24 protein-coding genes are annotated in these 24,426 nt (G+C 63.9%); 14 read left to right on the top strand and 10 right to left on the bottom strand.

Features of this window, described 5'->3' with window-relative positions:
- Positions 1-545 precede the first annotated feature (545 nt).
- Positions 546-1,028 carry an SLATT domain-containing protein gene (locus QCE88_RS22725; RefSeq protein ID WP_309906346.1) on the top strand — a complete coding sequence of 161 codons (483 nt, stop codon included), beginning with the start codon at positions 546-548 and terminating at the stop codon, positions 1,026-1,028.
- A gap of 4 nt (positions 1,029-1,032) precedes the next feature.
- On the opposite strand, the gene QCE88_RS22720 is transcribed toward QCE88_RS22725, so the two are convergent.
- From QCE88_RS22720 to QCE88_RS22710, 3 genes are all read right to left on the bottom strand, one after another.
- On the bottom strand, positions 1,033-1,845 hold the full coding sequence (locus tag QCE88_RS22720) for a CHAD domain-containing protein (RefSeq protein WP_309906344.1): 813 nt from the start codon (positions 1,843-1,845) through the stop codon (positions 1,033-1,035).
- A gap of 158 nt (positions 1,846-2,003) precedes the next feature.
- Entirely contained in the window at positions 2,004-2,129 is a 126-nt protein-coding gene (locus QCE88_RS22715) for a hypothetical protein (protein ID WP_309906342.1), read from the bottom strand.
- On the bottom strand, positions 2,126-3,796 hold the full coding sequence (locus tag QCE88_RS22710; protein WP_309906340.1) for a fibronectin type III domain-containing protein: 1,671 nt from the start codon (positions 3,794-3,796) through the stop codon (positions 2,126-2,128). Before QCE88_RS22710 ends, QCE88_RS22715 begins: the two co-directional genes overlap by 4 nt.
- Before the next feature lie 161 nt (positions 3,797-3,957).
- Between QCE88_RS22710 and QCE88_RS22705 the strand changes: the two genes are divergently transcribed.
- Positions 3,958-4,698 (top strand): DUF2278 family protein, encoded by a 741-nt coding sequence (locus tag QCE88_RS22705; RefSeq protein ID WP_309906338.1) that lies wholly within the window; start codon positions 3,958-3,960, stop codon positions 4,696-4,698.
- Here QCE88_RS22705 and QCE88_RS22700 read toward each other — a convergent pair whose 3' ends face one another.
- Positions 4,699-5,646, bottom strand: coding sequence for a cysteine synthase family protein (locus QCE88_RS22700; RefSeq protein ID WP_309906336.1), 948 nt, complete (start codon positions 5,644-5,646; stop codon positions 4,699-4,701).
- A 27-nt stretch (positions 5,647-5,673) separates the two neighbouring features.
- Complete coding sequence (locus tag QCE88_RS22695; RefSeq protein ID WP_309906334.1) at positions 5,674-6,081, bottom strand: MAPEG family protein; 408 nt, start codon at positions 6,079-6,081, stop codon at positions 5,674-5,676.
- 93 nt (positions 6,082-6,174) lie between these two features.
- On the opposite strand from QCE88_RS22695, the gene QCE88_RS22690 reads away from it, so the two are divergent.
- Complete coding sequence (locus tag QCE88_RS22690) at positions 6,175-7,137, top strand: helix-turn-helix domain-containing protein (RefSeq protein WP_309906331.1); 963 nt, start codon at positions 6,175-6,177, stop codon at positions 7,135-7,137.
- Between the two features lie 110 nt (positions 7,138-7,247).
- Here QCE88_RS22690 and QCE88_RS22685 read toward each other — a convergent pair whose 3' ends face one another.
- The 5 genes from QCE88_RS22685 to QCE88_RS22665 are packed head-to-tail and all read right to left on the bottom strand — an operon-like array spanning position 7,248 to position 12,431.
- Positions 7,248-8,498 carry an MFS transporter gene (locus QCE88_RS22685; RefSeq protein ID WP_309906329.1) on the bottom strand — a complete coding sequence of 417 codons (1,251 nt, stop codon included), beginning with the start codon at positions 8,496-8,498 and terminating at the stop codon, positions 7,248-7,250.
- A 22-nt stretch (positions 8,499-8,520) separates the two neighbouring features.
- Positions 8,521-9,477, bottom strand: coding sequence for an N-carbamoyl-D-amino-acid hydrolase (locus QCE88_RS22680; RefSeq protein ID WP_309906327.1), 957 nt, complete (start codon positions 9,475-9,477; stop codon positions 8,521-8,523).
- 29 nt (positions 9,478-9,506) lie between these two features.
- Positions 9,507-11,006, bottom strand: coding sequence for a dihydropyrimidinase (gene hydA, locus QCE88_RS22675; protein ID WP_309906325.1), 1,500 nt, complete (start codon positions 11,004-11,006; stop codon positions 9,507-9,509).
- 22 nt (positions 11,007-11,028) lie between these two features.
- Positions 11,029-11,769, bottom strand: a complete 741-nt coding sequence (locus QCE88_RS22670; protein ID WP_309906323.1) for an amino acid racemase — start codon at positions 11,767-11,769, stop codon at positions 11,029-11,031.
- Positions 11,766-12,431, bottom strand: a complete 666-nt coding sequence (locus tag QCE88_RS22665) for an aspartate/glutamate racemase family protein (protein WP_309906320.1) — start codon at positions 12,429-12,431, stop codon at positions 11,766-11,768. The genes QCE88_RS22670 and QCE88_RS22665 overlap by 4 nt, the downstream gene beginning before the upstream one ends.
- 163 nt (positions 12,432-12,594) lie before the next feature.
- Between QCE88_RS22665 and QCE88_RS22660 the strand changes: the two genes are divergently transcribed.
- The 11 genes from QCE88_RS22660 (at position 12,595) to QCE88_RS22610 (ending at position 24,421) form a co-directional block, all read left to right on the top strand.
- Positions 12,595-13,545 carry a LysR substrate-binding domain-containing protein gene (locus QCE88_RS22660; protein ID WP_309906318.1) on the top strand — a complete coding sequence of 317 codons (951 nt, stop codon included), beginning with the start codon at positions 12,595-12,597 and terminating at the stop codon, positions 13,543-13,545.
- A gap of 95 nt (positions 13,546-13,640) precedes the next feature.
- Positions 13,641-14,303, top strand: a complete 663-nt coding sequence (locus QCE88_RS22655; protein ID WP_309906316.1) for a GntR family transcriptional regulator — start codon at positions 13,641-13,643, stop codon at positions 14,301-14,303.
- A 147-nt stretch (positions 14,304-14,450) separates the two neighbouring features.
- Complete coding sequence (argG, locus tag QCE88_RS22650; protein WP_309906313.1) at positions 14,451-15,782, top strand: argininosuccinate synthase; 1,332 nt, start codon at positions 14,451-14,453, stop codon at positions 15,780-15,782.
- Positions 15,783-15,975: 193 nt separating this feature from the next.
- Positions 15,976-18,309 (top strand): ATP-binding protein, encoded by a 2,334-nt coding sequence (locus QCE88_RS22645; RefSeq protein WP_309906311.1) that lies wholly within the window; start codon positions 15,976-15,978, stop codon positions 18,307-18,309.
- Positions 18,310-18,324: 15 nt separating this feature from the next.
- The gene (locus QCE88_RS22640; protein ID WP_409018184.1) at positions 18,325-19,053 is read left to right on the top strand and encodes a methyl-accepting chemotaxis protein; all 729 of its coding nucleotides are present in this window, start codon (positions 18,325-18,327) and stop codon (positions 19,051-19,053) included.
- Positions 19,054-19,136: 83 nt separating this feature from the next.
- Positions 19,137-19,586, top strand: coding sequence for a hypothetical protein (locus QCE88_RS22635; protein WP_309906309.1), 450 nt, complete (start codon positions 19,137-19,139; stop codon positions 19,584-19,586).
- A gap of 64 nt (positions 19,587-19,650) precedes the next feature.
- Entirely contained in the window at positions 19,651-20,016 is a 366-nt protein-coding gene (locus QCE88_RS22630; protein WP_309815121.1) for a response regulator, read from the top strand.
- 84 nt (positions 20,017-20,100) lie between these two features.
- Positions 20,101-20,958, top strand: coding sequence for a LysR family transcriptional regulator (locus tag QCE88_RS22625; protein WP_309906307.1), 858 nt, complete (start codon positions 20,101-20,103; stop codon positions 20,956-20,958).
- A gap of 175 nt (positions 20,959-21,133) precedes the next feature.
- Positions 21,134-22,018 (top strand): alpha/beta hydrolase, encoded by an 885-nt coding sequence (locus QCE88_RS22620; protein WP_309906306.1) that lies wholly within the window; start codon positions 21,134-21,136, stop codon positions 22,016-22,018.
- A gap of 140 nt (positions 22,019-22,158) precedes the next feature.
- On the top strand, positions 22,159-23,520 hold the full coding sequence (locus QCE88_RS22615) for an amidase (RefSeq protein ID WP_309906304.1): 1,362 nt from the start codon (positions 22,159-22,161) through the stop codon (positions 23,518-23,520).
- A gap of 19 nt (positions 23,521-23,539) precedes the next feature.
- Positions 23,540-24,421, top strand: a complete 882-nt coding sequence (locus QCE88_RS22610) for a polysaccharide deacetylase (RefSeq protein ID WP_309906302.1) — start codon at positions 23,540-23,542, stop codon at positions 24,419-24,421.
- The last annotated feature ends 5 nt before the right edge of the window (positions 24,422-24,426 follow it).

Here is a 24,426-nt window from a genome sequence, read left to right as displayed (position 1 = left end):
CACGATCTTTTGCATCGATAGCCGCGTCCGGCGCGGCGTGCCCCTTCCCTGAACGCGAAAACCGCCGAGCCAAAGAAAAGCCCCGGCGGATGCGCTCGGCCGGGGCAAGTTTTTTACGTCTACCGGTACGTCTCTTACTGCTGCTTTTGTGTTGTTACTGCTACTGCTGAAACGGCACACTGCACCTGCTTGTGAAGCTTGTTTCAACGACGTCCTGCACCCCGCCAACGCCACTCCCGCTACTTCCGCTACTGCAACCACTCCGGAACTTCCGCGACTACGACACATGCTGCAACCGGTAAAAATTTGAGGGTAAGCCGGTTTGCTCAGTGAATATCGCTTCGCTTTTACTGGCGCGGTGTGTTGCGCCATGTAGAGAAGTGTACGCAGCCACGCGCGATTCAATTGCCCGAAGAAGCGTGGCTTTTCAGTTCTGTCCAGCGAATTCACGGAGGCGTTGGAGCGCGCTTCAGAACGCGCGACCAGGACACGGTTTGTCCACGGTCGGACGCTACACTGGGTTTCACTCGAACCCTGCATTGAATATGACCGCATCGTTACACCAAACCTACGAGCCGCCGCAGGATGCGCGGGCACTGGTGCTGAACTGGATCAGACGGGCCCGCGAATCGCAGATTCGTCACTACACAATGGCCGACCGTCTGACCGCGAGCGGCAGGAAGCTCGGGCTGGCTGTCATCGGCATCACGACCGCTACAGGCACCTCGGCGTTTCTCTCGCTTGTCGCGACCGCCATCTCGCCGCAATTGCGTATCGTCATCGGGTTGACGAGTATCGGCGCTGCCGTGCTCGCCTCCTTGCAGACCTTTCTGCGCTACAGCGAGCGCGCCGAGTTGCATCGGCGCGCGGGCGCGCAGTACGGCGCCGTGCGACGCCGTCTGGAAGCGATTCACGCCGCGGATCCCTATCTGCACGATATGCGCGACATCGACGGCGTGCGCGACGAACTCGATCAGATTGCGCAGAACGCGCCGCATCTGCCGCGCGGGATCGTCGCGCGCGGGTGATTCCTCACAGCAACTTCACCGCTGCTTTCGTGCGCCGCTTCTGCTCCTTCCTGAGCGAGCGCAGCGCCTTCTGCGCGGCTGCGCCATCCGGCAGCGCGTCGAGATGCTGTTCGAGGAGCGCGCGGCTCGCCACGACATCGTTCAATGCGCCGAAGCGCTTCTGCATCCGCTTGAGGCCCTTTAGCGTCTTGCGTTGCTTGCCGCCGAGAAGCGGCTCGAAAAACTCGACCAGATAGCGCACCTTCTTGCCCGCCTTGCGTATATCGTGCAACTGGGTGTAATCCGCGCCTTTGGCCTTTGCGGCCAGGCGGATGCGCTTGCTCAATTGTTTCTGCGCCGACGCAACGCGCTTTCGGGCGAACTGGGTCAGCGGCGTGCGTCGCGGCGCCGTATTGAGTTCGCGATTCGCCTCGCTCAGCGACTCGTGCAGCATCTGTTTCAGCTTCGCGTGCGAGAGCGTATCGCGGCTTTTTGCTGCGGTGGCGGTGCGTTGTTCGCGGAAGGCGTCGAGCAATGGCGCGCTGCCCTTCTTGTCGACCAGTTCGATCAGGATGTCCCAGTCGCGCGTGTTGCCCGCCGCGCCGGCCAGATACTTCAGGAGGACGCGCTGTTGGTCGTCGAAATCCTTCTTCAGAATCGGGCGATAGGCCCACAGCAGCGTGCGCAGTCGCCGCAGTGCAACACGCAGCTTGTGCAAGTCCTCGGCGTCCGTGCTGTCTTCGAGCACCGCGGCCTGCGCGGACGCCTCGCCGATCAGCGGATCGGCGTAAGTCGAGAAGCTTGCTTCCGCTAACGCGTCGTCGTTTCCCTTTTTCATGTCCGTGTCCTTTGTCTCGCGGAACAGAAAGAGGGGCAAGAAACGTACCGAGCATGTAGACAATGACTCAGCAAGAAACAGGGCGCGGCGGGGCCGCGCGAGCATCAGGATGACGGCTCGACTCCCCGCTCAAAAGAGGTTCAGCCATGTTGCCGCTTCTACCGCTTCACGCGCTTTTCGCCCCGCGCGGCGATGGCCTCAAGCCCGAACTCCTTGCCTTGCTCGTGCGCCCGGCCGAAGCGGACGCCATCGACGAGGACGAGGTAGCCGGCGCCGAAGATCAACGTCCGCGCGATTTCTCCAGCACGATGGTTTCGAAAAGCTCGTAGTCCGCCGTCGGCGTCTTGTCGGCGCCGGGGGCGTGATAGTAGTTGATCGTGATGGAGGTGCGGCCGCCGTGTTCGCCCGGGTCGTGATCGAATACGGCGATGCCGTAGCCCGTGCCCGTATCGCGTTGCGCCGACCAGATCGCGTCCTCGACGGCATCCGCAACAGGCCGAACGAACGTGCCCGCCGTCGTGCCGGGCACGGGCCGGTTCGGCTTCGTGAAGACTTGCGCTTGCGGCAGGCCGGTGCCCGTGTCGGTGCCGTAGACGTCGAGCGGTGCGCTGGTGCCGCCGCCGCCGAGAATCAGATGCACGGTGCCGTGCGATGTATCGATCGGATCGTTCGCGCGCGGCGAACCGTGCACGGGGCGCGGTTGCAGCGTATCCACACGTTCGCCCGTCACGGCGTCGCGGCCCGCGTGATGATTGCAGCCGCGCACCGGATGGCTGCGTTCATAGTCGTGATCGTGGCCGCACAGCACGAGATCGACGCCATAGCGGTCGAACAGCGGCAGCCACGCTTCGCGGATGCCCTTGTCGGAGCCATTTCCCGTCTTCGACGAACTGAGCGCGTCCTGATGCATCTGCACGATGATCCAGTCGATGCCGTCATCGTGCGAGGCTTCGCGCAAGGTCTTTTCGAGCCAGCGCGTCTGCTCGCCCTGGCTGTAGCCGCGCACATAGAACGAGGTGCCGGGGGTGATCGGCGGATTGCCGGTGCTCGCGGCCGGCACGAGCGGATTGGGCCCGGCCACGAAGGCGGCGCCGTCCTGATAGACGACGTCATCGGAATCGAGCGAAACGAACAGCACCGAACTCACGCGGAAGCTGTACCAGCGGCCCGGATAACGCGTGCCGTTGTCAGGCAGCGTGTAGCGCGTCAGATACGAATCGAAGCCCTGCCGGCCGTTGTGAAACTCGATCTCGTGATTGCCCGGGCACGGCATCCACGGACGGTTCGCGGCGGACGTCTGCGCGTTGTTGCCGAAGTCGCGCCACACATCCGGCTGGCTCGCGGGATTGAGGTTGGCGTAGCAGAGGTCGCCGTTCAAGAGATGGAACAGCGGCTCGAAGCGCTCCACCGCCTGCACCGCGAAGCGGCTCTGTGGCGACGACAGCACCCAGTTCGTGTTCGGCGTCGCCAGGTCGCCATAGCTGGTGAAGCGGAACGCGTGACGGCCGCGCGGCGCGGTGCGGAAGCTCGACGTGAAGGGCTGGCCGGCGTTGCTGTCGTTGTCGGCGGTGACTTCGTAGTGGTATTGGGTGTTGGAACGGAGGTCGTGCAGGCGCGCATGGTAGGTACACACGATCTCGCCGTTGAGGCCATCCGTATAGGTGCGCTGCACGGCATGAAAGACGTGCGCATGGCCATCGTCCGATTGCAGCCGCACGCGCGGCGCAGTGGCCTGTGCAAGCGATGCCCAGCTGATGACCACTTCGCTCGACGGATCCTCGCCCCAGGTCAGGTGGATCTGTTCGGGCGTGCCGTCCGGGGTTGCTGTCGTCGCTGAAGCGGAGCGGCTCATCGCGCCCGCCGCCGTGGCGAGGCCGGAGGCGCCCGCGAACTTCAGAAAACCTCGGCGCGAAGCGAGCGGTGCGGAGTCTTGCGGGTTCTTCGTGACCATGTGCGTGTGTCTCGTCGTGGGGAAGATTCGCGTTGTCACGAGACATTATTGTCATCGGCATGACCGTGCCGTGACAGTGCATGAGTTCATCCGTGCATCGAACGGAACGCTGTCATACGCAAGCTATCCAATGAGAGCGGTCCACTTCAGGAGCCACGCTCATGGCACGCAACGAATACGTTCTCTTCAAGGGCAAGGTCACGCTCGGCGTTCCCTTTCTGCAGGGTTACAAAGGCGATCCGCATTATGTGATCGTCAGCGAGGATCAGCAGGGCCAGGAGTTCCGCATCGTCACCAATGTGAAGTCGGACAGCTCGCTGGCTGGCCCCGAAGGCTACTTCGTGCTGTACCAGTGGAATCAATACTTCGAGCATCCGATGACCGCCGATCTCACGAAGCTCGCGGCAGGCGTGTCCACGTCGAACTTCCCGAAGCTGGACTATGTGCACGATACGAAGCTCGTCGACCTGAGCGCAATGCGCCCCATCGCGCTCGATGAGGCAGGCGAGCACAACGACATCAATGAGTTGCTCAACGAGATGTTGCAGCTCGATATGTCGGGCAACGGCGTGCCTTACGTCTATCCGACGCCGACCTACAAGGACAACCGGCGCGGCTGGAAACCGACGAAGGACATCACCGTGTACGGCTTTGGTTTCCTGTTCGAACCGGACAAGGACGGCCTGCACGAAACGCACATGAATCAGGGCAATCCGAAGCCCGCGAAAGGCAGCAAGGTCAGGGACCATTCGAACGAGAACGGCGTCTTCCAGGACGGCGCCGTGATGGTGGAAGTGGACGGCAAGTTCCAGGCGTTGTTCGTCGCGTTTCAGACGCAACTCGTGCCCACCGACAATCGCGGCTACCCGATCCCCGGCACGTCGCATCCGATCCTGGGTTAGCTATGCGGCGCCGTCGAGCGTCTGCGCGTACGACTTCAGGTACTTCATGCCGGTATCGCACATGATGGTGACGATGTGCGCATCCGGCGCGAGACGCTCGGCCACGCGCAAGGCCGCCGTGACGTTCGCACCGGTCGAGGTGCCGCAGAACAGCCCTTCCTCGGCGGCGAGGCGAAAGGCCATGGCGCGGGCATCGGCGGTGGAGACGCGTTCCAGTTCGTCCGCGATGCGGTCATGCCACAGCGGCACGACATAACCCGCGCCGATGCCGTCGATCTTGTGCGCGCCGCTCGGCCCGCCCGACAGCACGGCGGACTCCGCCGGCTCGACACCGACCACGCGCACGCGGGCGTCATGACCGCGCAAGGTCGCCGAGATGCCGCGCAGCGATGCGGACGTGCCGACGCTCTGCACGAAGGCGTCGATGCGGCCTTCCGTCTGCTGCCAGATTTCGTCGCCCATCTTCGTGTAGGCATGAAGCTGGTCCGTGTTCTCCATCTGCGCAGTGATGTACGCGCCGGTTTCTTCCGCGATGCGATGCGCCTCGCGGATCATGTCGCGCGTGAGCTTCTCCGTCTGCTTGCCGTTTTCGCTCGGGACGATCGTCAGCCGCGCGCCGAGCAGCCGCATGTGATCGAGCTTCTCCTTCGAGAACGCGTCCGAACTCACCAGATGCAGCGGATGCTGTTTCACCGCGCACACCAGCGCCAGCGACACGCCGGTGCTGCCACCGGTGTATTCGACCACCGCGCCGCCGGGCTTCAGGCGGCCGTCGCGCTCGGGCGCGTCGATCATCGCCAGCGCGATGCGGTCTTTCATGCTGCCGGTCGGATTCTGGCTTTCCAGTTTCAGGGAGAGGCGCGCGCCATTGGACGGCACGACGCGGCGGAGCGTCAGCAGCGCGGTATTGCCGATGGTGTCGAGAACGGAATGCGGCGTGGCGTTCATGGATGAGTTCCTGTCGATGGGATTGAATCAGGCGGCATGACCGAGGATGGCGGCGGCGAACACCAGTGTCGCGCCGAATCCGGCAAGGAAGGCGAGCGTTCGGACGAGCGGAATGCCGGCGGCATAGACCAGATAGTGAAGCAGGCGCGCGCCCAGGTAGACCTTCGCGGCAAGCACGGTTCCGGGCGTGCTGGCGCCGATCGCGGCCGCGACCAGCACGAGCGGGGCGAACACCGCGAGGTTTTCGATCGCGTTGGCGTGTGCAAGCTTTGCCCGCCGGGCCCAGACGGGATCGGGGCGCTGCGCGGTGTCCGGATTGGCCAGCGCTGCGGGCACGCCCCACTTGAGCATGCGCGCGAGCGTATAGGGAAGCCACATCAGCGCAGTGGCGGATGCGGCGAGCGTCAGGAAAAGCAGTTCGGGGGTGAGCTTCATCGATGCGGACTTGGGTCGGTATGCTGGGCAGTCTAGACGCCGCGCCGGTCGCGGACTATAGTCGCAAATGACATTAATGGCATCATTTGCGACATGCGACTTTCAATCTTCGCGCTCGATGGCGTTTTCGACACCGGCCTTGCCGCGCTGCTGGACACGCTCGCGACCGCCAACGAACTGGCGGCGGCGCAGGGTTCCGCGCATGTGCCCTTCGACGTGAATCTGGTCGGCGTACGGCGGCGCGTGCGCACCGCGCTGGGCTTTTCCGCGCAGGTCGAGCCGCTCGGCACGGTGCGCCAGTCAGACTGGGTGGTGGTGCCCGCGCTCAACGCCAAGCAGCCGGGGCCGCTGATCGAGGCGCTCGCGCGGCCGGACGTGCGCAAGACAATCGACCATCTGCGCGCCTGGCATGCCGAAGGTATCGGAATCGCGGCCGCATGCACCGGCACGTTCGTGCTGGCGGAAGCGGGCTTGCTGGACGACGGCAAGGCCACCACCACGTGGTCGCTTGCGCCCGCGTTCCGGCAGCGCTTTCCGGCCGTCGATCTCGACGACTCGCGCATGGTGGTCGCGTCGCGCCGCGTCGTCACGGCGGGTTCGGCGATGGGTCATCTCGACCTCGCGCTCTGGCTCGTGCGGCAGGCGAGTCCGGAACTCGCGACGCTCGTCGCGCGCTTCCTGCTGATCGACAAGCGCTCCTCACAGGCGCACTACATCGTGCCGGATTACGTCGCGCACGCCGACCCGCTGATCGCTCGGTTCGAGCGTTGGTCGCGCGATCACCTGTCGCACGGCTTCTCTCTTAAGGAGGCCGCGAGCGCGCTGTGCGTCGGCCCGCGCACGCTGCAACGGCGCACGGAGGCGGTGCTCGGCAAATCGCCGCTGGCGTTCTTTCAGGATCTGCGCATCGAGCGGGCGCAACAGCTCGTGTCGGCCGGATGCGATCTGGAAACCATCGCGAGCGAAGTCGGCTATGCCGATTCGGCGACGCTGCGCACGTTGCTGCGTCGGAAACTCGGGCGTGGCGTGAGGGAGATGCGCGCTGACCTGCGCTGAAGGGGCGGGTCGCGCGAGGAAACGGGGAGACTTGCCGGGAGATGCGGCGGCGCGAAGGCCGGCCGCGAGTACGAAAGTCGCGCCGGCGTGCGCCGGCGCGACTTCTGTTCTTATTCGAGCTCGACGCCCTTCAGCTCCGGAATGAGCGTGAGGGTGGCGATGACATCGACGACATAGATGCACGCCAGCGCCGCGATCGCGATACCGAACGAGTAATAGCTCGCCACCGCGCCGATCGCCAGCGGCCCGAAGCCGCCCACCGCGCGCCCGATGCTCCACAGCACGTTCTGCGCGGTGCCGCGTGCATGCGTCGGGTAGAGCTCGGCCATCAGCGCGCCGTAGCCGCCCATCATGCCGTTCACGAAGACGCCCACCACCATGCCGCCGATCAGCAGCGCCTCGGGCGTGGTCATGCGCGAGTAGATGAACACCATCACGAGCGCACCGATCTGGTACATGACAAAGGTCGGCTTGCGGCCGATCTTGTCCGCCAGTTGCCCGAAGATCCAGATGCCCACGAGCATGCCGAGGATCGACGCCGCCGTCCACGTCGCCGACTTCGCGAGCGTGAAGCCGAAGGCTTTCGTCAGATAGCCGGGCATCCAGATGATGAGGCCGTAATAGCCGAAGTTCTGCACCGAGCACATGATGATCATGCCGATGCTGCGGCGTGTGGTCTCGCGGTCGCGGAACAGCGTTTTGAGCGGGAACTCGTGGCGCTTGCGGGCGGCCTTCTCGATGAAGATCTCGGACTCGCCAATCGCCTTGCGGATCACGAAGGACAGCACGGCGGGCGCGAGGCCGACGAGGAACATGCCGCGCCAGCCGATGTGCGGCAGCAGGATCGGCGTGACGATGGCGGCGATCAGCACGCCGATCTGCCAGCCCATGCCGACATACGACGAGACGCGGCCGCGCTTTTCAGCCGGCCAGGCCTCGATGGCGAGCGCCATGCCGATGCCGAACTCGCCACCCAGCCCGAGACCCGCGACGAAGCGGTACGCGAGCAGGTCGTGATAGCCCTGCGCGAACGCGCACAGCCCGGTGAACACGGCGAACAGCAGGATCGTGTAGGTCAGCACGCGCACGCGGCCGAGATAGTCGCTCAGAATGCCGAAGCCGATGCCGCCCGCGACGCCGCCGTCGAGCGTCCACGTCACGAGCGAGCCGGCCTGCGCCGAGGTGAGGCCGAGGTCCGCCGAGATCAGGCTCAGCATGAAGCCGAGGATCAGCAGGTCGAAGCCGTCCATGGCGTAGCCGGAAATGGACGCGACCAGCGCGCGGACGTGCGGCGGGCCGAAGATCGACTTCGGCGGGGCGCCGCGCGCGCCGTCGGCCGTGTGGTCGAGAGGTTGGTTCATCAGTGGTCTCCTCGTGGACGCATCAGTTGAGTGCGTCGGGATCGTGCGGCAGCGGCTCGCCTGCGCCGGTGCGTTCGACGATCAGCCCGTAGTGTTCCGGCCGGCGATGCTTCGCGAAGTTGAAGACGTGTTCGCGGAAGGTGTCGCCGAGTGCGAGATCGATGTTCGCGAAGATCACTTCGTCTTCCTCGCTCACGGTCTGCGCGGCAATCTCGCCCGACGGCGCAACGATCACCGAGCCGCCGATCATATGGAAGCCGTCTTCCTTGCCGCACTTCGCTGCGGCGCCGATCCACATCGCGTTCTGATAGGCGCTCGCCTGCAGCGAGACGAGATGCGTGTGCATGCGCAGATGCACCGGCTCCGGCCAGTGGATGTTCAGCGACGGCGTGTTGTAGCCGAGCACGCCAAGTTCCGCGCCTTGCAGCGACATCGCGCGCCAGGTTTCCGGCCAGCGGCGGTCGTTGCAGATGCACATGCCGAGCTTCGCGCCCATCGTCTCGACGACCGGGAAGCCGGTGTTGCCCACTTCGAAGAACTTCTTCTCCAGATGCTGGAAGGGCGCGTCCGGCTTGTGATCCGAATGGCCCGGCAAATGCGTCTTGCGATACTTCGAGACGATCTTGCCGCTGTCATCGACGATGATCGCGGTGTTGAAGCATTCACCCTTCGCGGTCAGTTCCGCATAGCCGAGATAGAAGCCGATGCCCGCATTGCGCGCGGCGTCGAAGAGCGGCTGCACGTCCGGGTTCGGCATCGAGCGCTCGAAGAAGCGTTCGATGGCCGCTTCCTCGCTCATCCAGTAGCGCGGGAAGAACGTGGTGAGCGCCAGTTCCGGGAACACGACGAACTTCGCGCTGCGGGCCTTGGCCTCGTTCAGCATCTCGACCAGACGCTTGACGACGGCCTGACGGTCGTCGGCGAGATGGACCGGTCCCATTTGCGCGACCGCGAGACCGATTTTGCGTGACTTGCTCATGACTTCCTGTTTCCTTGTGTGATGCGGTTTCAGTGCTTGTCCGTGTAGCCGAAGCCGGCGTGGCCTTCGGCGTTGCCGTCGGCGAGTGCGCGGAAGAACTGGCCGCGCGCCGAGATTTCGCGTTCGTTCTGGAAGGGCAGCGGCGTCGAGCGCGGAATGAAGCGGCCGCTGCCGGGCTGTGCATGCAGCACGCCGTCATCGACGATCACGCGTCCCGCGCTGATCACGGTGCGCGGCCAGCCGGTCACCGTCATGCCTTCATACGGCGTGTAGCCGACGCGGTCATGCAGCGCCGGGGCCGTCAGCGTGACTTCGTGCTGCGGGTCCCACACGGCGATGTCCGCGTCCGCGCCCGCCTGCACGAGGCCCTTGCGCGGCGCGATGCCGTACATGCGCGCGTGATTCGTCGCGCTCAATGCGACGAACTCGGGCAGCGTCATGCGGCCCTTGACGAAGCCTTCCGAGAACAGCAGCGGCAGGCGCGCTTCGAGGCCGGGCATGCCGTTGGCCATCTGCTTGAAGGTGGTGGCGTCGCCGTGCGGCAGCTTGCCGGTTTCATCGAAACGATACGGCGCGTGATCCGACGACACGGTTTGCAGCACGCCGTCCTTCAGCGCGGTCCACAGCGCTTCTTGCGCATCCGCGTCGCGCAGCGGCGGGCTGCAGCAATACTTTGCACCTTCGACGCCCGGCAGGTCCATTGCGTCTTCGGTCAGCAGCAGGTAATGCGGACAGGTTTCGCCGTAGACCTGCGCGCCCATGCGCTGCGCCGCGCCAATCGTCGCGAGCGCGTCGCGCGCGGACACGTGCACGATCAGCACGGGCACGTCGAACAGCTTCGAGAGCTGGATGACGCGGTTCGTCGCTTCGGCTTCGGCGAGCGCCACGTGACTCGTCGCGTGATATTTCGGCGCGCTGCGGCCATTCTCCAGCAGCTTCTGCGAGACCCAGCGGATCACGTCGTTGTTCTCGGCGTGCACCATCACGAGCGCGCGTTCGCGGGCGGCGAGCGCGAGCACGTCGAGCATCTGATAGTCGTCGATCTTGAGTTGCTCGTAGGTCATGTAGACCTTGAACGACGTGATGCCCTTGCGGATCTGCTCGACGAGATCTTCCTGCAAGGTCTTCTTGTCCGTCTCCGAGACGATCAGGTGATAGCTCCAGTCGATGACCGACTTCGCCGTTGCGAGCGCCGCGTACTCTTCCGCTACCTGTTTGAGCGAATGCCCGCGATGCTGCGCGGCGAAGGGCACGATCATCGTCGTGCCGCCGAAAGCCGCGCCGACGCTTGCGGAGTACCAGTCGTCGGCGCCCATGATGCCCATGCCCGAGCGCTGCTCGACGTGGCAATGCGTATCGATGCCGCCCGGAAGCACGTACTTGCCGGTGGCGTCGATGTCGCGCTTGCCGGCGGGCAGGCCGCGCGCCACTTCAACGATCCGGTCGCCGACAATGCCGACATCCGCCTCGAAAACCGCTTCGTCGGAGGCGACGCGGCCGTTGCGTATCGTGAGATCAAACTGCTGCATAAACTGTCATCCGCTTGAAAATTCAGGGTTGCGCGGCAAGCTGCGCGTTGTCCGCGCGCGCCGCGAGCCACCAGTCGACGCAGGCGCGCGCGAGCGCGTCGGTCGGGTCGATCGCATGATAGGCGGCGCCGGCCAGCGCCACCGGGATTTCCGTGCAGGCGAGCAGCAGCGCGTCGGCGCCGCGTGTCATCAGCGCATCCGCTGCGCCGGACAAGAGCGCGCGGGCGTCGTCGAGCCGGCCGGCTTTCACCGCCGCAATGCCCGCCGACACATACATGGCCTGCATGGCCGGCTCCGGATCGATGGCCTCGATGCCGCGCGCCACGAGTTGATCGTGATAGATGCGCGCCTTGAGCGTCGCGGCCGTTGCCAGGATGCCCACGCGGCGCGCTCGCGGATAGCGGCGCGTCAGCGCAGCCAGCGCCGCTTCGCCGATATGCAGCACGGGTAGCGTGCTCGCTTCGGCCAGCCGCTGATGCCACACGTGCGCGGTATTGCACGGGATCGCGATCGCCGAGCAGCCGGCGCGTTCCAGCGTGCGCAGGCCGTCGAGCAGATGCGGCCAGGGCGCGTCCGAGCCGGCGAGAAACGCCGTGCTGCGGTCGGGCACTTGCGGCACGTTGTGCACGATGACCGGCATATGTTCCTGATCGGACGCGGCGGGCGTCGCCTGGATCAGCTTGACGAGGAAATCCGCCGTGGCGAGCGGGCCCATGCCGCCGAGCACGCCCAGACGCGGCAGCGGCGCTGCGATGTCGTTCATGCGCCACCCCGCTCGCGGCAGACCGCGAAGGCCAGAGCGGCGGCGCTCGAACACGGATCGATCACCGGCACGCCGAGCGCCGCTTCGAGTTCGGCACGCAAGGGCGTCATGCCGGCGCAGCCGAGCACGATGGCATCCGCGCCGTCCGTTTCGCACAGGGCACGGCCGGTGGCGATCAGCTTGTCGAGCGCCAGTGCACGGTTGCCCGATTCCTCGACACTCAGTCCGACCGCACGTTCGCCCGCCACCGCCGCGCCGATGCGGGCAGCATGATACGCCCGCCAGTGGCGCGGCATGCCGCGCGTTCCGGCTGCGATCACGCCGACGCGCGAACCGAGCGCCAGCGCACTCGCCATGGCCGCCGCGCCGATGCCGATCACCGGCCGGCGCGTGATTTCGCGGGCGGCGTGCAGGCCTGGATCGCTGAAGCAGGCGATGACGAACGCCGCCGCGTGCGCGTCGTGCTGCTCGACGAAGTCCGCGACCGCGACGGCGGCGCGATCCGCATCCCGTTGGGTTTCGATGCCGCCCGGCACGGCGTATAGCGTGTCGAACGCGACGGGCGCGTCGTCGCCGGCGCGCAGTGCGCGAACGGTGCGCTCGATGTCGCGCGTGACGTCGGCGAGACCGTTCGGGTTCAGGAAATAGATGGGAGCTGTCATGAGTCGACGCGAAGAAAACGTGAAGAGACCAACTTGATTCGCACGATATCAACGGCGCTCCGCGCTGTGAAATAGTCCAAATTTGGTATCCCATAGACGCAATGCATGGCTCCCCGGCTTGCGCGTTAAACTGCCGGGCCAACGCCCATTCCCGCGCCCGAAGATGAACTACGACGACGCCTCTCCCCATTCCCGCACGATGAGCATGCGTCAGATCGAGGTCTTCCGCGCGATCATGATGACCGGCTCCATCAGCGAGGCGGCGCGCTCGCTGTACGTGGCGCAGCCGTCGGTGAGCCGCGTGCTGCAAGTGACCGAGCGCCGGCTCGGCTTCCTGCTGTTCGAGCGCACGCGCGGCCGCCTGTATCCGACCCCGGAAGCCAAGCGCATCTTCGAGGAAGTGATGCGTGCGTATGAAGGCATCGAACGGGTGGACGATCTGGTGCGCGCGCTCTCGGACGGTTCGAGCGGCACGCTCAATGTCGTGTGCAGTCCGAGCCTCGGCGTGCATCTGGTGCCGCTCGCCATCGCGCGCTTTCATGCCGAATTCCGTAAGCTGCCCGTTTCGTTCGAACCGCTTACCCACAATCACCTCGTGCCGCGCGTGCTGTTCGGCAAGGGCACGATTGGTGTGTCGATGTTCGAAGTTCAGCATCCGAACATCGTCACCGTGCCGATGGAAAGCGGCCAGGTGCTGTGCGTCGCGCGCAAGGGCACGCTCGGGAAGCGGCGCGCGCTCGAGCCGAAGCAGATCGCAGCGCTGCCGTGGATCGACTATGAACACGACACGCCGCTCGGGCGCATTGTCGGCACGGTCTTCAGCAACGAGCGCAGGCCCGAGCCGGTCGTGCGCGTGCGTTCGGCCATCAGCGCCTGCACGCTCGCGAGAGAGGGCGTGGGCGTGGCGATCGTGGATCCGTTCTGCATCGACGACGCCATGCGCGACGCGCTCGATGTCGTGCCTCTGCGCGCCGAAGGCTCGCACCGGCTGACCGCGAGCCTCGTGTATTCGCACGTCGAGCCGCTGTCGAACGCGGCGCGGCGCTTCGTCGAGATTCTCGATGCGGTGCTGAAGCAGCATCTGGCGCCGCGCCGCGCGTCGAAATCCGCCTGAAGCCCGCCCAAGGCATCTTCACGGACGGCTCGGGCACCGTTTCATGCGACAATCTAGCCCGCAAGAAATACAGGCAATGGGTTCTGGAGATACACATGACCACCCGAGCGGACGAGATTTTGACGACGCTTGAGCGCGAAATCCTGTCGGGGCAACTGCCGCCCGGGTCGCGGCTGGAAGAAACGGAGTTGTCGGAGCGGTTCGAATGTTCGCGCACGCCAATTCGCGAGGCGCTGCGCCAATTGGCGTCGGAAGCGCTGATCACGATGCGGCCGCGCCAGCCCGCGATGGTGGCGGCGCTCTCGGCCCGCAAGCTGCTTGAAATGTTCCAGGTCATGGCCGAACTCGAAGGCCTGTGTGCGCGGCTCGCCGCGCGCCGGGCCACGCCGCAGCAGATCCAGCGTCTGCGCGACACGCAAGCGGAACTGCGCGAGACGCTCGATTCGAACCACGTCGATGCGTTTTACGAGATCAACCGGCGCTTCCACGAGATCGTCTACGAGGCGAGCCAGAACGAGTTTCTCGCCGACCAGACGCGCGGCCTGCGCAACCGGGTGTCGATCTACCGCAAGATGGTCACGCAGAAGGTGCGCCGGCGGCTGGATACCGTCGATGAGCACGAGCAGGTGATCGGCGCCATCGAACGCGGTGACGGCGATGCCGCCGACAAGGCCATGTCCGGGCACGTGAACCTGCTGGGCGAGCAGATGCTGGATTTCATCGCGCTGTTTCCAGAGCCTGCCGAACTCGCTGAATAGGGGTGTTATCCAAGGGCCGGCGGCGCAAGGTAGTTTGTACCGACCGGTTCTCGAGCCATTTCCGGCGAACTTGTCATCTGTCGGGGCTTCGCCGATACTCGGCAGTCCGACCACGTTTTCCTTTTGTCGATTAGACGGTATTTGCTCATGAGCACAATTCTCGAAAGTGTCCCCGTTGGCCAGAAGGTCGGCATTGCATTCTCCGGCGGTCTCGATACCAGCGCCGCGCTTCACTGGATGAAGCAGAAAGGCGCCGTGCCGTACGCGTACACCGCGAATCTCGGCCAGCCCGACGAGGACGACTACGATTCGATCCCGCGCCGCGCGACCGAATATGGCGCCGAAGGTGCGCGCCTGATCGACTGCCGTGCACAACTGGTCGCCGAAGGCATCGCCGCGCTGCAAAGCGGCGCGTTCCACGTCTCGACGGCGGGCGTCACCTACTTCAACACCACGCCGCTCGGCCGCGCCGTGACGGGCACGATGCTCGTCGCCGCGATGAAGGAAGACGGCGTCAATATCTGGGGCGACGGCTCCACCTACAAGGGCAACGACATCGAGCGCTTCTACCGCTACGGTCTGCTCGTGAACCCGGATCTCAAGATCTACAAGCCGTGGCTGGATCAGCAGTTCATCGACGAACTCGGCGGCCGCTCGGAGATGTCGGAGTTCATGCGCCAGTCGGGCTTCGCGTACAAGATGTCGGCGGAGAAGGCTTATTCCACGGATTCGAACCTGCTCGGCGCCACGCACGAAGCGAAGGATCTGGAGAGCCTTGAGAGCGGCATCCGCATCGTCAACCCGATCATGGGCGTGGCCTTCTGGCGCGATGACGTGAAGGTGGATCGCGAGGAAGTCACCATCCGCTTCGAGGAAGGCCAGCCGGTCGCGCTGAATGGCAAGACCTTCCCGAATGCCGTCGAGTTGCTGCTGGAAGCGAATCGTATCGGCGGCCGTCATGGTCTGGGCATGAGCGATCAGATCGAAAACCGCATCATCGAGGCGAAGAGCCGCGGCATTTATGAAGCGCCGGGACTCGCGCTGCTGTACATCGCGTATGAGCGGCTCGTGACGGGCATCCATAACGAAGACACGATTGAGCAGTATCGCGAGAATGGCCGCCGTCTCGGCCGTCTGCTGTATCAGGGCCGCTGGTTCGATCCGCAAGCCATCATGCTGCGCGAAACGGCGCAACGCTGGGTCGCGCGCGCGATCACCGGCGAAGTGACGGTGGAACTGCGTCGCGGAAACGACTACTCGCTGCTCAGCACGAAGTCGCCGAACCTCACGTATCAGCCGGAACGTCTCTCGATGGAAAAGGTTGCGTCGACCTTCTCGCCGCGTGACCGCATCGGCCAGTTGACGATGCGCAATCTCGACATCACCGATACGCGCGACAAGCTGCGCATCTACGCGCAGGTTGGTCTGCTGACGCCGGGCGAAGCTTCGGCGCTGCCGCAGTTGAAGAGCGAAGAGTAACGCTAGAAGCTGCAAGCGTGTGAATACGGCCATCGGTCTTCGGACCGGTGGCCGTTTTTTTATGCCGATGCGCTCCGTGTCACGCACCTGACACGCCCAGAACGAATAATCCCGGCGCCCGAACACATAAAAGTCAGACCAGACGGGCGGTTGCTTCATGCGGCCTGTATCGCAACGAAACGGGGATTCACAGATGACTATCAGGCAGCGCATTGCCTTGCTCGTCGTGCTCATGCTCACGGCACTGGCGGCGATCGGCGGCTATGCCGTCAAGCGGACTCACGACAGCGCAAGCGAAGTGCAGCAGGTTACGCAAGGTGTAGTGCCAAGCGCGCTCGCTTCTGCGGATCTCGCCGCGCAAGTCAAGGACGTTCAGATCGCGACGATGACGCTGGTCTATGCACCGGACGCACAGATCGCCGCGCAGGCGCGCGAGCTTTTGACCGAGCGCGAGCACACCTTGAAAGCGGCACTCGACGCTCAGGAGCGCGCCGCAAACAGCACTGCGCAAAAGGGCCTCGTCGTGCAGGCGCGCGAGAGCCTCGCGAACTACTTCGACGCCATCAAGCAAACCGAGCAGATGCAGGCGCAAGGCAAGAGCGCCTTCGCGCAAGCGTTCCTGTTCGCGAACGTCGCGCAGTACAAGGACGAGCTTCAGGGCATTGTCGAGACGCTGCGCATCGAGAAGAACCGCGAGAAGGACGCGGCCATCGGCACGCTGAACGACGCGCTCGCCACGACGAGCGTCATCATCTCGGCGGCTACGGGTGTCGCGGTGCTGATTCTCGTGGGCATCAGCGTGCTGCTCTATCGGCAGATCTCGCTCCCGCTCAGCCGCATGCAGATCATGATGAGCGAGATTGCATCGAGTCAGGACTTCACGCGCCGCGTGCCGGTGGAGCGCATGGACGAGATTGGCCGCTCGATCGTCGCATTCAACGGCATGATCGAGAAGATTCAGGAAAGCTCACAGCAACTGAAACAGCGCACCGCCGACATTCAGGCGATGTTGCAGAACATGCCGCAAGGCATTCTCACCGTGGTGCCGGGCGCGACGATTCATCCCGAGTATTCGGCGTTCCTCGAAGCGATCTTCGAAACGGATCAGCTAGCCGGACTGCGCGTGATGGATGTGGTGTTCGGCGGCACGAATCTCGGCAGCGATACGCTGGACCAGCAGGGCGCGGCCATCGACGCCTGCCTCGGCGAAGACATCATGAACTTCGACTTCAACCGGCATCTGCTCGCCGATGAAATCGTCAAGGACATGGGCGATGGCCGCAAGAAGGTGCTCGACCTGAGCTGGTCCGCCATCACGAACGAAGAAGGCGTGATCGTGCGCCTCATGCTGTGCGTGCGCGACGTCACCGAACTCAAGGCGCTGGCCGCCGAAGCCGGTGAACAACGGCGCAGGCTCGACATGATCGGCGAGGTGCTCGCCATCAGCCAGGAGAAGTTCGAGCGCTTCATGCAGAGCGCGGCGAGTTTTGTCGGCGAAAACGAACGCATCATTCGCGAGCACGACATTCCGAGCAAGGAAGCGGTCGCGCAACTGTTCCGCAACATGCATACGGTGAAGGGCAACGCGCGTACTTATAGCCTTCAGCATCTGACGAGCGTGGTGCACGACACCGAGCAGCGCTATGACGCGATCCGCCAGGACAGCGACGGCACGCTCTGGAATCGCGACGAACTGATCGCCGACCTGGAGCGCGTGCGCGCGGCGCTGCAAAGCTATGCGACGGTCAATGAAGTGAGCCTGGGACGCAAGACATCGGCGGGTCAGGGCGGGATCGATCGCGAGTTCATCCAGCAGAACATCGAGCTGCTCGAAGCCGCCGATGCCAACGACGCACAGACGCTCGCCGCCGTGCGCGCATCGCTGCACCGCATGTTGCGGGTGCTGGATAAGGAGACAATCGGGGACGCGCTCGATGCGCCGATCGTCTCGCTGCCTTCGCTCGCCAAAGAACTCGGCAAGCCTGCGCCGCGCGTGAGCGTGAATGATCACGGCTGTCGTATCGGCGGCGAACTGGCGGGCCGTCTCGCCAATGTCTTCACGCATCTTTTACGCAACAGCATCGATCACGGCATCGAGACGGCGGAAGAACGGATCGCGCAAGGCAAACCGGCCGCAGGCTCGATTCATGTCGATGCACGCATGCACGGCGATGCATTGCGCATCACGCTCGGCGACGATGGCCGAGGTCTCGCGCTGCACAAGATCCGCGAGAACGCGCTACATCGCGGCTGGCTGGATGCAGCCACCTTTCCCGCCGACGAAGCCCTCGCCGAACTCGTGTTCCGCCCGGGATTCTCGACGGCGCAGAACGTGACGGAAGTGTCGGGGCGCGGTGTCGGCATGGATGCGGTGCGGGCGTTCGTCGAGCGCGAGGGCGGGCGCATCGAGATGCAGTTCATTGATGAAGATCACGGCGCGGCGTTTCGCGCGTTCCAGACGGTCGTGTGGCTGCCGGCGAGCGTGGTGATCGAGGAAGAAGCTGGCTTCGATGCCGTAATCGGATAACGGAAGGTGATGGCAATGGAGTACAAGTGGATGGCGGCCTGCGTGGGCGCGATGTTCGTCGTGAGCGTGATGGTCTGGGTGCACAAGATGAGCAAGAGGCATCTGGGCATTCAACTGCAACAGGACATCGCTTTTCGCGAGCGGCTCGGTGCGATCGAAAATGCCTGCCGCGACGAACTGGCGGCAAGCGGCAAGCGTATCGATGAACTGACGCAACGGGCGACCTTGCTGCAAGCCGCGCTCGATCGGGCGCATGCCGAACGCGACGACCTGCACGTCTCGCTGACGGCAGCAAGAGCGCACGCGGATGAGCGCCTGCAACAGGCAAACCGTATCGCCGATGAAGCCGCGCGCCTCAAGGTGCTGACGCTCACGTTCGAGCGCTGGCACGAGCAGATGATCTCGCTGATGGCGCAGAACCGCGACATGCACTCGAAGAATCAGGAGCTGTCTTCGATCGTGCAGCATGTGTTGATCGTGTCGCTGAATGCGTCGATCGAGGCGGCGCGCGCGGGCTCGGCGGGGCGTGGATTTTCGATCGTCGCAAGCGAGGTGCGGGCGCTGGCTTCGCGGTCGCAAGAGTTGTCGAAGAGCTATCGCGACAGCCTGCTGCGCAACGACCTGACCACCGCCGCCACGTTCCAGGACATTCAGGCGGGCGGCAAGATGATCACGGCGTCGCTCGGCAGCGTGGAAATGCTCGCGGGCCGGTTCCGCACGGAGATGGAACAGGTGGCCGCATGATTTCGGAAGAGGCGAGGCGCAGTATCGGTCAGATTGTGGAGCAGGCGGTTGGCTCGCGGCTGCGCGCGCGAGACGACGCGCCCATGGAGATCACGCACGCGAACGTGCAGCAGCATCGCGCCACGCTGCCGCAGCATGCGCTGGTGTTGACGATCTCGTCGCTCACGTTCCGCCTGCTCTTCGTGCTGCACTTCAACGACGACGACGCCACCCGCGCCTGCTATCCCGGCGCGAAACGCGAGCAAGCGCTGGCAGACGTGCTGATGGAGCACGTCAACCTGTGTTGCGGGTCCATCAACCAGCAACTGGTCGCGCATTTTCCGGATCTGGGGATGTCGACGCCCTTTGCGCTGAGCAGCCGCTGCATCGACTTCATCGATGAACTCAGGCCGGATCACGTCTGGCGCTACGCGTTGCGTCCGGGCGGGGAAGCGCGGCTGGCGGTCACGGCGTGCGTCTGTGCGCAGGCGGCGATGGATTTCACCGCAAGCGCCATGGAAGAACAGGGCGAAGGCGAACTCGAACTGTTCTGAATCTGAACGCGCGCGGGACTGTGTCAATGGCAATGAAGCGCCTCGGGCGCAAGGAATGAGAAAGATGGCAAAAGTATTGGTAGTGGACGATTCGAGCACGGTACGCGACGAAGTGGCCGGCTTTCTGAAGAGCAGCGGACTGGATGTGGCAACCGCGGTGGATGGCAAGGACGGCCTGGCGAAGCTGCGCGCGGATGCGGGCATCCGCCTGATCGTCAGCGACGTGAACATGCCGAACATGGACGGCCTGACGATGGTCGAGAAGATTCGCGGTGAACTCGCGAACCAGACGGTCAACGTCATCATGCTGACGACCGAAAGCAGCCCGGCCATGAAGGAGCGGGGCAAGGCGGCGGGCGTGAAGGGCTGGATCGTGAAGCCGTTCAAGGGCGATGCGGTGATCGCCACATTCCGGAAGCTGGCTTCGTAACGAGGTGACGTGGGCAGTGTGAGGGACTGTGCTTTCTGGGAGAATCGTTTTCTTCCCTTTACGCGTCGTCACGTCACTCAGGCTATGGGCCCACAACTGGACATCGATCTGCTGCGCAATTTCGTCGCCATTGCCGAATCCGGTGTGATGAGCCGCGCGGCCGGCGAAGTCGGGCGCACGCAGGCGGCCTTGAGCCAGCAGATCAAGCGGCTGGAACTGATCGTCGAGAAGCCGCTGCTCGTCCGGGGCGCACGAGGCGTCACGCTGACCATGCACGGCGAGCGACTGCTCGTGCACGCGCGCAAGATTCTTCGAACGCACGATGACGCCGTGGCCGAACTCATCGGCGAAAGTTTGTCGGGTTCGTTGCGGCTCGGTTGTCCCGAGGATTACTCGCAGGTCTTCGTTCCGCCGATTCTTCAGGGATTCGCGATGCAGCACCCGCAGGTGCTGATCGAAGTGGTCTGTGCGCCGACCGTGCGCCTGTTGCAACTGCTCGATCAACATGACCTCGATCTGGCCATCGTCTCCGTGCCGGACGGCGTCCGCAGCGAGCACGTCCTGCGTCGTGAATCGTTCGTATGGGTCGGCAGCGGTGACAGCGACGCGATGAATCACGATCCCTTGCAACTCGCGCTCTCCGAACCGGACACGCTGGATCATCAGGCGGCCATTACCAGTCTTGAGCGCATCGGCCGGAAATATCGTATTGCTTATGCAAGCGCCAGTCTTGCGGGATTGACGGCGGTGGTGCGCTCGGGACAGGCTATCGCGGTGCTCACGCAGCATGCTGTGCCGTCCGATCTTGTGACCTTGCCTGCATCGAACAGTCTGCCCGCGTTGCCTTCCGTCGGCATCATGGTGCAGCGGGGCCGTGGGCCTTCGTCGAGATTGCTCGACCGCTTCGAAGGACACGTCAAATCCGTGCTGCCGCTGCTCTGACACGGCGCCTGCATTCTTCTCCATCCCCGAATGGTGCCTTCTTCGTTTGATGGATTCTGTCGTCGCGATCAATCCGGCAACATGAATTCAGTTGCGCTGCAGACACGACCCCGAGAGCCGCAATAGCTTCTAACGAATGCAGCGTTGTGATGTCCTTCCAACAGGAGATTCAATCATGACTTCGATTCCAGTCGTTCGCTATCAGTCCGAAAACATCGATGGCCTCAACGTGTTCTATCGCGAAGCCGGTGCGAAGGATGCGCCTGTGGTATTGCTGCTTCATGGCTTCCCCACTTCGTCGCATATGTTCCGCAACCTCATTCCGGTACTCGCCGGAAAGTATCGTGTGATTGCGCCGGACTATCCGGGCTTCGGTCAAAGCGATGCGCCGGATCACAAGTCCTTCAAGTATGGCTTCCAGGCTTTCGCCGATATCGTCGATACCTTGCTGGCGCGGCTTGGCGTCGAACGCTTTGCCATGTATGTGATGGACTATGGCGCGCCGGTGGGTTATCGGCTTGCGCTGAAGAATCCGGCGCGCGTGACGGGCCTGATCGTGCAGAACGGCAATGCGTATGAAGAAGGCCTGCGTGAATTCTGGAATCCGATCAAGGCCTATTGGAACGACAACTCGGCGAAGAATCGCGAAGCGCTGCACGGTCTCGTGACGCTCGACATCACCAAATTTCAGTACACCGATGGCGTTTCGGACGTCTCCCGAATCAGCCCCGACAACTGGGTTCACGACCAGGCCTTGCTCGACCGTCCGGGCAACCGCGATATCCAGATGGACCTGTTCCTCGACTATGGCACGAACGTGCCGCTCTATCCGCAGTTCCAGGCGTTTTTCCGTGAACACCGTCCGCCGACGATCATCGTCTGGGGCAAGAACGACAAGATCTTCCCGGAAGAAGGGGCGCATCCGTATCTGCGCGATCTGCCCGATGCGGAAGTGCACATTCTTGACACCGGGCATTTCGCGCTGGAAGACAAGCTGGATGAAATCGGTCCGCTGCTGCTCGGCTTTCTCGATCGCACGATTGGCGCGAAGAAGGCCTGACTGAACGGCATGGCCGGTTCGCGGTAGAAGGGCAAACCAGGGTAATCCCTGATTTGCCCTTTATTTTTGTTCCCGTCACTGTAAACGGATGTTGTTGACGAAGTACATTTTCAACACTCATTCGTTCAAGGTGGCTTGGCTTGAGTTCATCGTTCATCCAGGGCGTCAGCGCCCGCGCGCTTGCCGAGGCGTATGCCAAGGGCAGCGCCGATCCCGTCGAGGTCGCGCAACGGGCGCTGTCCGCCGCGCGCGGGGCCAATGCCGCATTCATCTCTTTCGATGAAACCCGCACGCTCGATGAAGCGCGCGCGGCCGCGCAACGTTGGCGCGACAAGCGTCCGGCCAGCGCGCTCGATGGCGTGCCGGTCGCGTGGAAGGATCTCTTCGATATCAGCGGCAGCGTGACGACCGCCGCCTCGGCGCTGTATCGCGACCGCGCGCCCGCGACGGCCGACGCGCCGCTCGTCGCGGCCAGCGTGCGCGCGGGACTGGTCGGCATCGGCAAGACCAATCTCAGCGAGTTCGCGTATTCCGGGCTGGGCCTGAATCCGCACTTCGGCACGCCATTCAATCCAGCCTTCGAGGGCGAGCATCGCGTGCCGGGCGGATCGTCATCGGGCAGCGCGATTGCCGTGGCAATGGGCGTCGTGCCGATTGCAATCGGCACCGACACGGCGGGCTCCATTCGCGTGCCGGCGGCGTTGAACGGCATCGTCGGATATCGGGCGAGCCGGGCGCGCTATCCGCAGGCAGGCGTGACTGGCCTGTCACGTTCAGCGGACACGCTCGGGCCGCTTGCGCGCACCGTCGCGGACTGCGCGGCGTTCGATGCCGCCGTGCGCATGCAGCCCGCCATCGAAGCGCCGGCGGACGTGCGCGGTCAACGCTTCATCGTGCCGTCGGGATGGCAGACGCGTTTTGCGGTGACGGACAGCGTCGCGAACAACTTCATGCGCTTCGTCGCGAGGCTCGTGCGGGCCGGCGCGCGCATCGACGAAATCCCGCTCGCGGCGTTCGATGAAACCTGCGATCTGCTGAAGACACGCGGCTGGTTTGGTTCGCTCGAAGCGTTCGAGCTTTATCGTCCGGTGCTCGATTCCGCCGATGCGGAACGCATCGATCAACGCGTGCGTACACGTCTTGAACTCAGCCGCAGCGTGCCGCCTTCACGTCTTGCCGAATTACTCGATGCACGCGCGCCGTTGATCGCACGCCTGCGCGACGAACTCGCGGGCGCGACGGTGCTGCTGCCGACCGTGCCGCACGTCGCGCCTGAAGCCGCGCCGCTGGAACGCGATCCCGAACGCTTTGCACAGGTCAATCTCGCGACGCTCTCGATGACGATGCCCGGCAGCTATCTCGACACGCCCGCATTCGCGATGCCGACCGGCGTCGACGAACAGGGACTTCCCACCAGCGTGCAGTTGCTGCGCGCGCAAAACGACGACGACGCGCTGATCGGCGTCGCACTGGCCGTCGAGCAGACGGTCGCACTGAATTGAATTGCTCAAGGAGAACGGCATGGCCAAGGAAATACTCGTTGCATTCGGCATCGACGTGGATGCGGTGGCCGGATGGCTCGGCTCGTATGGCGGAGAGGATTCGCCCGACGACATCTCGCGCGGTTTGTTCGCGGGCGAGGTCGGCTCGATGCGGCTCTTAAAGCTATTTGAGCGCGAGAAGATCAAGACGACCTGGTTCATCCCGGGTCATTCGATTGAAACCTTCCCGGAGCAGATGAAGGCGGTTGCCGATGCGGGACATGAGATCGGCATCCATGGCTACAGCCATGAGAATCCGATTGCGATGACGCCCGAGCAGGAAGAGGCCGTGCTCGACCGCAGCATCGAACTGGTGACGCAACTGAGCGGCAAGCGGCCGACGGGTTATGTGGCGCCGTGGTGGGAGTTCAGTAATGTCACGAATGAATTGCTCGTGAAGAAAGGCATCAAGTACGACCATAGCCTGATGCACAACGACTATCACCCGTACTACGTGCGCGTCGGTGATTCGTGGACGAAGATCGATTACAGCAAGCATCCGGATACCTGGATGAAGCCGTTGCAGCGCGGTCACGAAACGGATCTCGTCGAGATTCCGGCGAACTGGTATCTCGACGACCTGCCGCCGATGATGTTCATCAAGAAGGCGCCGAACAGCCATGGCTTTGTGAATCCGCGGCATCTGGAAGAGATGTGGCGCGACCAGTTCGACTGGGTGTATCGCGAGCACGACTATGCGGTGTTCCCGGTGACGATTCATCCGGACGTGTCGGGTCGTGCGCAGGTGCTGCTGATGCTCGAACGATTGATCGCGCATTTCCGCAAGCATGAAGGCGTGCGTTTTGTCACGTGCGACGAGATTGCCGACGACTTCCTGCGGCGCAGCCCGCGCAAGTCCTGACCCTC

The organism is Caballeronia sp. LZ035 (assembly GCF_031451175.1).
GTDB lineage: Bacteria > Pseudomonadota > Gammaproteobacteria > Burkholderiales > Burkholderiaceae > Caballeronia.
This window is presented reverse-complemented; position numbering and strand designations above follow the sequence as displayed.